Source organism: Candidatus Enterococcus avicola (genome assembly GCF_047470845.1).
GTDB lineage: Bacteria > Bacillota > Bacilli > Lactobacillales > Enterococcaceae > Enterococcus_D > Enterococcus_D casseliflavus.
This window is the reverse complement of the sequence record NZ_JBLGTY010000014.1, coordinates 53,538-66,004: the sequence shown is the minus strand read 5'-3', so window position 1 is coordinate 66,004 and position 12,467 is coordinate 53,538. Positions and strand designations below refer to the sequence as shown.

Here is a 12,467-nt window from a genome sequence, read left to right as displayed (position 1 = left end):
GACCTCCTTAAATTTTCTGTTCACTAATGTAACAGCTTTACGTGAACAGTATAACACACGCCTTAATGATTGCAAGCATTTTCAAGAATTATTTTTAACAATTTATTTTTTTTAAAGATATTAATTACTAAAAACGTTTATTTATAGGTGTTTAATAAATGTGAAACTTTTATTAAAGTACCTTTTTCGTTAATGTGAAAGATTAATTATGAGACAAAAAGCAACCCTTCTGTACTGGTACAGAAGGGTTGCTTTGTTATAATTTATAGTACAGAATCCTCTGCGATTGCAGGACTGATTTGGGTTTTCACTTCGTAGATTTGCCCCCCTGTTTTCTCATCCATGATAAATGAGCCGTTGGAGGTCCGATCATTGATCGGGATTTGGTTGGTGATCACTTCAAAGGATTGTCCTTTTTGATTCGTCACTAGCAGTTGCTGATTTTCCCCACTGCCCATATAGACGACGCGATGAGGATTTTTCTTCAATTCCCGCAAGACCATCAATCCGCGCTTCGCCCGACCTAATTGGTTGATTTCTTGAGCCAACATTCGTTTTGCTGCGCCACGTTGGGTGATCAAAACGATCGGTGTATCCCCTTCGGAATAAACGAGCAACCCATTGATAAGATAATCATCCGCTTTAAGGTTCATCGCTTTGACCCCAGCTGCTTTTGGTCCCACAACAGGCACTTCATTAAGCGGGTAGCGTAAGCCAAAGGCAAGATGACTGACTAAAAATACATCCATTTCTTCCGTTTGATCCGTCAAAAAGACGTTGACCAATTCATCTGATTCATCTTTCAGCTTCATGATCGTCATCGGCCGTGTTTTATAGGTGCGCCAAGGTTCAAATTCCGTCATTCGTGTCTGTTTGATCATACCGTTTTTACTGATCAGCACGAAATTTTTCAATGGATCGATCTCTTTGTAGGCAAAGACCCCAATGATCATTTCATCTTGCGCCAGTGTCATGACTGTTTGCGAAATATGTTCCCCTAAATCTTTCCATTTTAAATCAGGTAATTCATGGACCGGTCGATAGATCGTGTTCCCTTTATTAGTAACCAACAACAGGTGATCCAACGTGTTCATTTGGTTACTGTAAAGTAAAGAGTCACCTTCTTTCATGCCGATCTCTTCTGGTTTTGAAGCACCGTAAGAACGCAAGCTGCTGCGTTTGACATAGCCGTCTCTTGTGACCGTCACGACGACTTCTTCTTGGGCGACCAAGACTTGTGTTTCGATCTTGATTTCTTGAATTTCTGCTTCGATCTCAGTCAACCGCGGCGTCGTATATTTTTTCTTGATCTCTCGCAGTTCTTTCTTGATCACTTTCAGCAATTCATTTTCTTCATTCAAAATCGTTGTCAATTCAGCGATCGTTTCTGTAAGTTCTTTTGCTTCTGCTTGCAATTGTGTAATGTCTGTATTGGTCAAGCGATACAACTGTAAGTTCACAATGGCTTCTGCTTGTTCTTCGGTAAAACCATGTTGAACCACCAGATTATTTTTGGCATCTTTTTTGTCTTTACTACCGCGAATGGTAGCGATCACCTCATCAAGGATCGACAAAGCTTTGATCAGCCCATCAACGATATGCTGTCTTTTTTGCGCTTTTTGCAGCTCAAAACGACTGCGTTTTTCGATCACTTCACGGCGATGTTTGATGTAGCTTTCTAAAATCCGCTTTAATCCGACTTGCTGAGGACGCATATTGTCGATTGCCACCATGTTGAAGTTGTAGTTGATCTGCAATTCGGTATTCTTAAATAAATAATTTAAAATCCCTTGCGCATTTGCCTCTTTTTTCAGCTCGACAACGATCTGTAGTCCAGTACGATCTGTTTCATCTCGTACTTCAGCAATCCCATCAATGCGTTTATTCAAACGGATCTCATCCATTTTTTTGACTAAGTTGGCTTTATTGACCTCATACGGGATCTCATTGATGACGATTTGCTGTTTGCCGCCTTTGATGTCTTCGATCTTGGTTTTCGAACGCAGGATCACTTTGCCTTTGCCTGTTTCATACGCTTTTTTGATTTCTTCTTTCCCTTGTAAAATACCCCCTGTTGGAAAATCAGGGCCAGGAATGTACTTCATCAGCTGATCCAAAGAAGCTTGCGGATGGTCGATCAAATAGATCGTTCCATCGATGATTTCCCCTAAATTGTGGGTAGGGATCTCTGTTGCATAACCAGCTGAGATCCCAGTTGAGCCATTGACTAACAGATTCGGGTATTTTGCTGGTAGAACAGTTGGTTCTTTTTCAGTATCATCAAAGTTCCAAACCAATTCCACGGTGTTTTTTTCAATATCTTTTAATAGCTCACCACTTAATTCCGAAAGCCGTGCTTCCGTATAACGCATGGCAGCTGGCGGATCACCATCCATACTCCCGTTGTTCCCGTGCATTTCAATCAAAATCTGACGTAGCTTCCAGTCTTGACTCATGCGGACCATTGCTTCATAGATACTCGAGTCCCCATGGGGGTGAAAATTCCCCATGATATTTCCGACAGATTTTGCTGATTTGCGGAAGCCTTTGTCATAGGTATTGCCGTCTTGGTTCATGGCAAATAAAATCCGCCGCTGAACCGGTTTTAACCCATCACGAATATCTGGCAATGCCCGTTCTTGAATAATGTATTTGGAATATCGACCGAAGCGATCTCCCATCACTTCTTCCAATGTCAATTCTTGTATATTGCTTTTGTGTTCCAAGAGACCACCTCCTATTCCTTAACTAACTGTTTGCTGTCTGCTTGTTCGGTATCCATTAATTTTTCATCAACTAATTCAGGTACCGTATCTTCTTTTTTATCCAAAATACTGCCATCTTCTTCTAAACTAAATTGAACATGACTTTCGATCCACTTCCGACGAGGTTCTACCTTGTCCCCCATCAGAGTGGTGACGCGACGTTCTGCTTGGGCAGCATCATCGATCCGTACCCGAATCAGTGTCCGCGTTTCTGGGTCCATGGTCGTTTCCCACAATTGATCGGCATTCATTTCCCCTAACCCTTTATAGCGCTGTAGGAGATAGCCTTTGCCGATTTTTTGGGTCAGTTTGTTTAGTTCATCATCGGTCCAAGCGTATTCGACTACTGCCTTTTTCCCTAATCCTTTTGACACTTTGTACAGAGGCGGCAAAGCAATGTATACTTTCCCCGCTTCGATCAAAGGTTTCATATACCGGTAGAAAAAGGTTAAAAGCAGCACTTGGATGTGCGCCCCATCGGTATCCGCATCGGTCATGATGATCACTTTATCATAGTTGCAGTCTTCAATTGAAAACTCTGGGCCAACACCGGCACCGATAGTATAGATCATCGTATTGATTTCTTCATTTTTCAAAATATCCTGCATCTTGGCTTTTTCAGTATTGATGACTTTGCCTCGCAATGGCAAGATGGCTTGGAACTTGCGGTCTCGTCCTTGCTTTGCTGAACCACCCGCAGAATCCCCCTCCACCAAATACAATTCATTTTTCTTAGGATTACGAGATTGCGCAGGTGTTAATTTACCAGAAAGCAGTGACTCGCCTTTTTTGCGTTTCTTTCCAGTACGGCTTTCTTCTCTCGCCTTTCTGGCAGCTTCACGGGCCTCTCTTGCCTTGATCGCTTTACGAACCAGCATTTGACTCATTTCACTGTTTTCTTGTAGATAATAGCCTAGCTGCTCACCAATCACATTGTCTACCGCATTTCTTGCTAAGGGTGTCCCTAATTTCCCTTTGGTCTGTCCTTCAAATTGCAAAAGATTTTCTGGCACGCGGATCGACAGAACTGCCGCTAACCCTTCACGGAAATCACTGCCTTCAAGGTTCTTATCTTTTTCCTTCAACAAATTGACCTTGCGGGCATACTCATTGAAAGCTTTGGTCATTGACGTCTTCATCCCAACTTCATGGGTACCGCCATCTTTGGTACGTACATTGTTGACAAAGGACAAGACGTTTTCTGAATACCCATCATTGTATTGAAAGGCAAGCTCTACTTCGATGGCTTCTTTCGTGCCAGAAAAATAAACCACTTGGGTCAAGGTATCTTTTTCTTCATTTAAATAATCAACAAATTCTTTGATGCCTTCCTCATATAAAAAGACTTCATGAATCGGTTCTTCCCCACGTTCGTCCGTCAGGGAGATTTTGACCCCTTTCAACAAGAACGCTGATTCTCTCAAACGTTCAGCGAGAATCTCATAGGAGAATTTGGTTGCAGAAAAGATTGTATCGTCTGGTTTAAACGTAACGGTTGTTCCCGTTGGTTTACGGGTTTTGCCGATTTTTTTCAAAGTACCTGCTGGTTTCCCGCCGTCTTTGAAGCTCTGTTTGTATTCGATACCGTCACGAACAATGACCACTTCTAGCCAGCTGGATAAGGCATTTACAACACTGGCACCAACCCCATGAAGGCCGCCAGAAGTTTTGTAGCCGCCTTGGCCAAACTTTCCGCCAGCATGTAACACGGTGAAGATCACTTCAACAGTTGGGATTCCAGATGCATGTGTCCCGACCGGCATTCCCCGACCATTGTCTCGAACACTGATACTATTGTCTTTATGGATCGTAACATCGATTTCATTGCCGTATCCTGAGAGTGCCTCATCAACCGCATTATCGACGATTTCATACACTAAGTGGTGCAAGCCGCGGCTATCGGTCGAGCCGATATACATTCCTGGCCGTTTTCTTACTGCTTCCAGACCCTCTAAGACCTGAATGGAAGCATCATTATATTCTGTGGTTTTCTTTGCCAAACCCACCGCTCCTTTAATCTTGATCAGTCCTTTTCTAATGCTGAAAGGACTGCAAAAAAAATCTTAACACAAAATACGCTTTTTTCAAGCGAACATTTTTCTAAACTATCTTATCCTTTTTCCTTTGTTTGCACAAGCTAGAGTCGCAAAATGGCTTGTTTGTGTTTCACAGCTCTGAGAAAAGCTGTTTTTCTTCTTTGTCTGACCAGCGAAAGATTTTCTTATTGTTGGAAAGGCGTTTTCATGCTAAAATTGCCCTAGCCTTGCAAAGAAAGTTGGTTATTATGAATACGATTCTTTTATTTATTGTTGCTTACCTTTTAGGTTCGATCCCCTCTGGTGTTTGGATTGGCCAACTGTTTTTCAAAAAAGATATTCGCCAATTCGGCAGCGGCAATACGGGAACGACCAATACATTTCGCGTTTTAGGAAAAAAAGCCGGCATCGTTGTTTTATTGATGGATATCTTAAAAGGAACTTTGGCGACCAGCTTGCCAGTCATCTTTGGTCTCCATACTGTCAATCCGCTCTGGTTTGGGGTCTGTGCGATCTTAGGTCACACCTTCCCGATCTTTGCCAAATTTAAAGGCGGCAAAGCAGTGGCGACAAGTGCTGGGATGCTCTTAGGATACAATCCGCTCTTTTTCATTTATTCTTCATTGATTTTCGTTATCTGTCTTTATGTGACAAGTATGGTGAGCCTGACCAGTATGATCGCGGCGTGTTTGATCACCTTATCGACGATCGTCTTGCCTTTTATCGCACCTGCGATCTTGCCTGAGCAAAATTGGCTGCTGACCTTCATTGCGATCGGCGTAACGATTTTTATCTTTATTCGCCATCGTGAAAACATTACCCGCATCAAAGATGGGACCGAAAGTCGGGTACCCTTTGGACTGAATAAGGGTCAAACGAACAAATAAGCAGAAGCTGAGAAAAGTCATTGCGCTTTTCCCAGCTTCTTTTTTCATACGTTTATTTAACTGTAATGGAATACTTTGTTTCAAATAATTCTTCAGGTGGAAGTGCTTGAATCCCCAGCTTTTCTGACAGCTCACCGGAGGCTTCTAGCGTATCTGCGATGCCGCACCATGGTTCAATACATAGAAATGGCGATTTCACTGGATATGTGGACCAAAAACCGACATACGGCATATTATTGTAGCTTAACGTGACACTATGAGGCGATTTTTCACTGCGAATCGAGTAGGAATGTAATCCTTTCGTTTCATAAACTAGCGCATCATTTGCAAACATGTCATGGGTCAAGCGTAGATCCGTATTCGTTTGACCGAGTGTGCGTTGCTCATAATCAATATAGTTGCCTTTTAACGGCAATTTCACCCGTGATTTCTTTGGAGAAAAAGAAAGATAATAGTCTTCAAAAGTCAGCCCTTTTTCAAGTGGGACGTTGAATGCAGGGTGTCCACCAATGGAGAAATAGAGTTCTTTTTGACCGCTATTCTTCACTTGGTATTTGACGACTAAGCCATCACCGCCTAATTCATAACTGACATACAGCTGAAAATCAAACGGATACTTTGCTTTGGTTTCAGTCGAACTTTCTAGTAAAAACAAAGCGTAATCTGTGCGTTGTTCAACGACAGTAAATAACATGTCTCTGGCAAATCCATGGCGAGGCAAATGATAACTCTTGCCCTCATGTTGATAGGTGTCCTCTTTTAACGCACCCACGATTGGAAATAAGATCGGTGCATGCTTTCCCCAGTGGTTTGGATCAGCTTGCCAAATATATTCAAGGTCATTGCTCGTATCGACTAAGCTTTGCAGCTCAGCCCCTTTTTCTGCAATCTTTGCTTGCAGATGACCGGCCGTGATGGTAACTGTCATGGTCTCATCTCCTAATATTGATGTTTCGTCAATTCCTCTTTAAAGCGGCTGTTAAGCACTTTTAAATAGGTGCCTTTCATCCCCAAAGAGCGGGATTCAATAATACCGGCAGACTCTAATTTACGCAAAGCGTTCACGATCACCGAACGGGTGATGCCGATACGGTCAGCGATACTTGATGCGGTCAAACGACCTTCGTCTCCTTCTAATGCCTCAAAAATTGCTTGAACAGCTTTTAGCTCACTATAAGAAAGCGTGTTAATCGCCATTTGAACAGCTGTGGTACTGCGAACATCTTCTTCGATACTACGGGATTTTTGATACAGAAACTGCATACCAACAACCGTCGCACTGTATTCCGCTAATACCAAATCATCATCATCAAAGGATGTATCGATTCTGGAAAGAATGATCGTCCCTAAGCGTTCTCCTGCACCGTAGATTGGTACGATGGTTGTGAGACCATTGGGATACAGCTCGCGCCCTTCCACAGGAAAAGCCGTCATATCGTCACTGATCGGCACATTGGCTTCTGTGGAAGTCAGGTGATCGACTAAATCTGTATAATTTTTAGGAAACTGTTTTTCGACAAACATTTTTTTGATGCGTTCATTATTGACATCATGGTTCTCAACAAAACCTAACACGCTACCATCGACGCTAATAATATACGCATTGCTGTCTAGGATGTTTCCTAAAATGACAGCCATTTTGTCGTAAGGCAAATCAGAAGCTAAATTAAAGGTGTTTTTTTGTTGCAATAATTCGTTGATTTGTCTCGTCTTTTCTAATAATGTTTTCATTGGTCCGCTCCCTTTATAAAATATACCGGCTTAAATCTTCATCTTTTGCGATTGACGCAAGTTTTTCTTCCACATACGCTTCTGTGATCGTGATTTCCCCCATTTGCATCTCAGATGCTTCAAACAATAGATCTTCAAGTAGTTTCTCTAGAATCGTATGCAAACGACGGGCACCGATATTGTCGGTATCGCGATTCACTTGATACGCGATTTCGGCAATTTTTTCGATGGCTTCCATCGTAAAGACCACTTTGACATTCTCGGTTCCTAACAAGGCAACATATTGTTTGACTAAGGCATTGTTTGGTTCCGTTAAAATTTTAACAAAGTCTTCCTTCGTCAAGTCATCCAGCTCCACGCGGATCGGGAAACGCCCTTGCAACTCAGGGATCAAATCGCTTGGTTTTGATAGATGGAACGCGCCTGAGGCGATAAAGAGAATATGGTCGGTTTGTAACGTTCCATATTTCGTATTGACTTGTGAGCCTTCAACGATCGGCAAGATATCTCTTTGCACCCCTTCACGAGAAACTTCTCCTGATTGCTGTGATTTCGAAGATACTTTGTCGATTTCATCAAGAAAAATGATGCCGCTAGATTCCGCCAAACGTAATGCTTCGCTATGAATATCCGCGTCGTTGACCAGTTTGGAGGATTCTTCTTGAATCAACAATTCCCGCGCTTCTTTCACGGTTACTGTGCGTTCAATTTTCTTTTGCGGTTTCAATGCACCTAATGTTTCATTCAAATCAATGCCCATTTGTTCTAAGCCATTGTTCATCATTGGCGCTTGATTTTTCGGTTCATCGACTTGGATCGTCACTTCTCGGTTATCCAAAAGGCCTTTTTCTAATTGTTCGAAAATCGCTTGGCGATTGCTGCGAATCTCATCCGTCAATTCTTCTTTTGGTTCTTCTGGTTGTTGTGCGGCGTTGAACATATTCATCATTTGTTCATAAGGATTGGTATTCTTTTTCTGTTCCTTTTTAATACCAGGAACTAAGACTTTTACTAAACGACGGTTGGCTTTTTTCTCCGCTTGGATGCGCACGTTTTTATATTGTTCTTTTTTCACGATTTGGATCGCGTTTTCTACAAGGTCACGAACCATCGATTCTACGTCTCGACCGACATAACCAACTTCTGTGAATTTCGTTGCTTCTAGCTTAACAAAAGGCGCATCAACGATTTTCGCTAACCGTCGCGCAATTTCCGTTTTCCCAACACCCGTTGGTCCAATCATCAAAATATTTTTTGGTGTGACATCTTGCTGCATTTTTTCATCTAATTGCAGTCGGCGGTAACGATTTCTTAATGCAACCGCCACTGATTTTTTGGCATTGGTTTGTCCAACGATGTATTCATCTAATTCTTTCACGATCTCTCGTGGTGATTTGTTTTGGTTTGTCATATCGTCATCCCTCTTTAAAACTCTTCTACAATGATATTGTGATTCGTAAAGACACAAATGTCTGCTGCGATATTCAAGGCACCTTCAGCGATTTCTTTGGCAGATAGTTCACCGCCATAACGTTTCATCGCACGGGCTGCCGCCAAGGCATAGTTTCCACCTGAACCGATAGCTAAAATCCCTTCATCTGGCGAAATGACCTCACCTGTCCCTGAGACTAAGAGCATCTCCTTGTCATTCATGACGATCAGCATCGCCTCTAATTTTTGCATCGATTGCTGCGTCCGCCATTCTTGTGCCAATTCTACTGCAGCTCGTTGCAAGTTTCCGTTGTATTCATTTAGTTTTCCTTCAAATTTTTCTTCCAAGGTAAAGGCATCTGCCACACTACCGGCAAAGCCAACGATCACTTCACCGTTGTAAATTCGACGGACTTTCCGAGCGGTTCCTTTCATAACGACCTGTTCTCCCATCGTTACCTGACCGTCACCAGCCATGGCAAACTTGCCATCTTTTTCAACCGCACAGATGGTGGTTGAATGAAATTCTGACTTCATTTACGTTCCTCCTGTACCAATTTTACGCACGTGGATGAAATTGGCGATAATTTTTTTGTAAACTGTCTTTGGTGACATGCGCATAGATCTGTGTCGTAGATAGATTGGCATGCCCCAACAATTCTTGAACGGTCCGCATATCGGCGCCGTTGTTTAATAGATGGGTCGCAAACGTATGCCGCAGCATATGAGGATGGATTTTACTGTCTAAACTGCTTTTTCGGATGATTTGATTCAACACATACTCGATCCCTGTTGCAGTGATCCCATCACCTAGATGATTCACGAAGAGAACCTCGTGTTCCTTGTTCTGCTTTTCCATCAGTTGCTTGCGTCCTGAGGAAAGATAGCGCTTGACTGCCGCTTGTGCGTAACTGCCGAAAGGAACATAGCGATCTTTGTTGCCTTTTCCGTGGATCAGCAAAACGCCGCTTTCCCAATCGATCGCGCCCAGCGTCAGACTGCTACACTCGCTGACCCGCAGACCTGAACCGTAAAGGACTTCTAACAATGCTTGATTGCGCTGTTGTAATGGCTCATCACCAGCGACACTTTGAAAAAGAGCATCCATTTCCTTTTCATAAAAAAAACGCGGCAATTTAGCGTTTTTCTTTTTTAAATGAATGTAGGCGAAGGGATTCTCTTTGACGATCTCATGCTTGGTTAGAAATTGGTAGAATGAACGCAAGCTAGCCATTTTCCGACTGATGGAATTACGGCTATACCCTCGTTCCGTCAAGTAGCTCAAATAGACACGAACATCACGATACTCCACCGCTAACGGGTCTTCATTGCCAGACTCTTTCAAGAAGTGAAAAAAATCGTTCATATCTTCTTGATACGCTTTTTTTGTCTTTTCCGAATACCCTCTTTCAACAATAAGATAACGAAAAAACTCTTCTTGTAATTGATCCGTTTGCAAAGTAACCCCCCTTTTCATGATTCGAAATAACTTTAGCATAGACCACAAAAAAAAACAAATGAATTGTCAGAATTTAATCAATATTTCAAAGTTTAGACATAATTGTGAAAACTTTCTAAGAATCTTCGTAAGATTCTTATCATTCTTCAGAAAGATCACTCAAAAGAGCCATAAAAACGTACCCGTCCCTTTCTCAAAATAGAGAGGGACGGGTACGTTTCCATTTATTTCCTTTTATTCGATCCGCTCCGTTGTTGGCTGAGGCGAACCATTGCTTTGTGAAACAGCCTGAACTAGCTCTTTGTTTCCTTGTTTTGTGGACATGGTGTCATTGATCAACGCCACTAAGTCTAATCCGGTGGTTTCTTTGATCGTATCAAAGGTTCGAGCTAAGCCAGCTTCTCCCATTGATTGAAGCCCATCGTTGCCGCCAAAGCTGACCACTTTATCGATATTGCTAAGGGGTGCATTGACTTCTTTTGCGATTTCAGGTAGCACTTTGATAAATTCCATCAAAATACCAGCTTCGTTCAGCTTGGTCAAAGCGATCGCCATTTTTTCTCGGCTTTCCGCTTCGGCTTGACCGACTTTTGCGATTCGTTCCGCATCGGCACTACCTAATTTTTCAATTCGTTCCGCTTCCGCTTGTGCAGCCAATTTGACTTTTTCCGCTTCGGCTTGTGCTCGGGCGATTTCACGTGCTTTGTCTGCTAATGCGTTTTGTTCAACGACATATTTATCTGCTTCGGCTTTTTTACGGACAGTTGCATTCAATTCTTTTTCTGTCAATTCCGCTTGTTTCTCTTGAATCTCAATATTTTTTTCTTGCTCGATCAATTGTACTTTCATTTGCTCACCGACCGCGATTTGCTCTGCTTTCGCATCCGCAACTTCACGTTCTTGTTTGTACTGCGCTTGTTTCAACGCCATATCTTTTGTCGCTTCTGCGATTTCTGTTTGGCGACGGATCTCTTCATGCTGTGCCAACTGTTCATTCTCGGCTTGCTTGATCCGCGTTTCTCTTAAGGCATTGGATTCTGCTACTTCAGCATTCTTCTTCACTTCAGCAATCTGGGGACGCCCTAAAGCATCGAGGTACCCATTGCTGTCGCTAACGTCTTTGATCGTAAATGAAACGATCTCCAGCCCCATTTTTTTCAAATCCGTAGAGGCAACTTCTTGTACTTGTTCCGCAAAATCATCGCGGTTTTTGTAGATGGCTTCCACCGTCATCGTTCCTAGAATTGCCCGTAAGTGACCTTCTAAGACTTCTTGCGCTTCATCTTCCAGTTCACCAGTGGATTTGCCTAAGTATTGTTCAGCGGCTGTCTTGATCGACTCGGTACTGTTGCCGACTTTCACTAATACCGTGGCACTGGCTTTGATCGGTACGCCTTGTTCTGTATAAACTTCTGGTGTCCCAATCTCTAACTTGTGGGTCAGTAAACTTAATTTATGTGCCTTTTGAACAATAGGAATCACAAACGTCCCACTGTTTTTTAAAATCTTGATGCCTTCTTTTCCTAAAAACGACCCCGTGACGATCAACGCTTCATCGGGTTTTCCGATTCGGTAGCGTATCATCAAAAAGGCGATCAATAAAACTACGAGGACAACGCCCCATAAAATCGGATTACTTAAAAAATCAACTGCTGATCCTGTATCCACCATAACCTAACACTTCCTATTCTATAAAATTTTTACTTTCAACCACCAACGCGATCCCTTTTTTATCAAAATCGACAATGATGACTTTGGTGCCGACTGGCAATCGAACATTGTTTTCACGATCTTCTTCTCGAAAAAAACGAGCAGGATAAACAGAACGTGCACCTTGACTCCCTATTTCCATGACTTCGCCGATTGTATCTCCGACAATCTTTTCCGTCAGTTCGCCGATCACAAACTCATTGCGGCTAATGACATTGCTGCGGTTTTTGTCTGTGATGCGATTGTAGAGCCACATAAAGGGCCCCAACAGCAAACTAAATGCAACAAAGACAACGAAAATGACCCCGACCAAGAGGATCAGCCAACCTAAAAATTGGATCACTGTAGGAAAACGCTGTAAATAGTTTTGAATCAAATGAATCCATTTTCCGATCACCATCTTCACCACCTTCTGTCATTGTTACTGTCTATCATAAGTCACCTTGAT

General features: G+C 42.5%; 10 protein-coding genes. 1 reads left to right on the top strand and 9 read right to left on the bottom strand.

Annotated features, from left to right (window positions below):
- Positions 1-263: 263 nt before the first annotated feature.
- Together parC and parE are read right to left on the bottom strand one after the other, a co-directional pair.
- Complete coding sequence (gene parC, locus ACI3E5_RS12115; protein WP_498821773.1) at positions 264-2,726, bottom strand: DNA topoisomerase IV subunit A; 2,463 nt, start codon at positions 2,724-2,726, stop codon at positions 264-266.
- A gap of 11 nt (positions 2,727-2,737) precedes the next feature.
- Positions 2,738-4,765 carry a DNA topoisomerase IV subunit B gene (gene parE / locus ACI3E5_RS12110; RefSeq protein ID WP_201705118.1) on the bottom strand — a complete coding sequence of 676 codons (2,028 nt, stop codon included), beginning with the start codon at positions 4,763-4,765 and terminating at the stop codon, positions 2,738-2,740.
- 284 nt (positions 4,766-5,049) lie between these two features.
- Here parE and plsY point away from each other — a divergent pair, with 284 nt between their 5' ends.
- Positions 5,050-5,688, top strand: coding sequence for a glycerol-3-phosphate 1-O-acyltransferase PlsY (gene plsY, locus ACI3E5_RS12105; RefSeq protein ID WP_015510003.1), 639 nt, complete (start codon positions 5,050-5,052; stop codon positions 5,686-5,688).
- Positions 5,689-5,740: 52 nt separating this feature from the next.
- Here plsY and ACI3E5_RS12100 read toward each other — a convergent pair whose 3' ends face one another.
- From ACI3E5_RS12100 to ACI3E5_RS12070, 7 genes are all read right to left on the bottom strand, one after another.
- The gene (locus ACI3E5_RS12100; protein ID WP_015510004.1) at positions 5,741-6,616 is read right to left on the bottom strand and encodes an aldose 1-epimerase family protein; all 876 of its coding nucleotides are present in this window, start codon (positions 6,614-6,616) and stop codon (positions 5,741-5,743) included.
- An 11-nt stretch (positions 6,617-6,627) separates the two neighbouring features.
- Positions 6,628-7,419 carry a GTP-sensing pleiotropic transcriptional regulator CodY gene (codY, locus tag ACI3E5_RS12095; protein ID WP_005229632.1) on the bottom strand — a complete coding sequence of 264 codons (792 nt, stop codon included), beginning with the start codon at positions 7,417-7,419 and terminating at the stop codon, positions 6,628-6,630.
- Positions 7,420-7,432: 13 nt separating this feature from the next.
- Entirely contained in the window at positions 7,433-8,830 is a 1,398-nt protein-coding gene (hslU, locus tag ACI3E5_RS12090) for an ATP-dependent protease ATPase subunit HslU (RefSeq protein ID WP_010749393.1), read from the bottom strand.
- Between the two features lie 14 nt (positions 8,831-8,844).
- Positions 8,845-9,387, bottom strand: coding sequence for an ATP-dependent protease subunit HslV (hslV, locus tag ACI3E5_RS12085; RefSeq protein WP_005229630.1), 543 nt, complete (start codon positions 9,385-9,387; stop codon positions 8,845-8,847).
- A 22-nt stretch (positions 9,388-9,409) separates the two neighbouring features.
- The gene (gene xerC, locus ACI3E5_RS12080; RefSeq protein ID WP_080544137.1) at positions 9,410-10,348 is read right to left on the bottom strand and encodes a tyrosine recombinase XerC; all 939 of its coding nucleotides are present in this window, start codon (positions 10,346-10,348) and stop codon (positions 9,410-9,412) included.
- A 195-nt stretch (positions 10,349-10,543) separates the two neighbouring features.
- Complete coding sequence (locus tag ACI3E5_RS12075; RefSeq protein WP_015510006.1) at positions 10,544-11,980, bottom strand: flotillin family protein; 1,437 nt, start codon at positions 11,978-11,980, stop codon at positions 10,544-10,546.
- Positions 11,981-11,993: 13 nt separating this feature from the next.
- Positions 11,994-12,419: a hypothetical protein gene (locus ACI3E5_RS12070; protein WP_325844944.1), complete on the bottom strand. Its 426-nt coding sequence runs from the start codon at positions 12,417-12,419 to the stop codon at positions 11,994-11,996.
- Positions 12,420-12,467: the final 48 nt, after the last annotated feature.

What these genes read in the sequence shown, in the direction of transcription:
- ACI3E5_RS12070 (WP_325844944.1), bottom strand. Translation starts at nt 12,419, where the DNA reads ATGGTGATCGGAAAATGGATTCATTTGATTCAAAACTATTTACAGCGT.
- plsY (WP_015510003.1), top strand. Translation starts at nt 5,050, where the DNA reads ATGAATACGATTCTTTTATTTATTGTTGCTTACCTTTTAGGTTCGATC.
- hslV (WP_005229630.1), bottom strand. Translation starts at nt 9,387, where the DNA reads ATGAAGTCAGAATTTCATTCAACCACCATCTGTGCGGTTGAAAAAGAT.
- codY (WP_005229632.1), bottom strand. Translation starts at nt 7,419, where the DNA reads ATGAAAACATTATTAGAAAAGACGAGACAAATCAACGAATTATTGCAA.
- ACI3E5_RS12075 (WP_015510006.1), bottom strand. Translation starts at nt 11,980, where the DNA reads ATGGTGGATACAGGATCAGCAGTTGATTTTTTAAGTAATCCGATTTTA.
- xerC (WP_080544137.1), bottom strand. Translation starts at nt 10,348, where the DNA reads ATGCTAAAGTTATTTCGAATCATGAAAAGGGGGGTTACTTTGCAAACG.
- hslU (WP_010749393.1), bottom strand. Translation starts at nt 8,830, where the DNA reads ATGACAAACCAAAACAAATCACCACGAGAGATCGTGAAAGAATTAGAT.
- ACI3E5_RS12100 (WP_015510004.1), bottom strand. Translation starts at nt 6,616, where the DNA reads ATGACAGTTACCATCACGGCCGGTCATCTGCAAGCAAAGATTGCAGAA.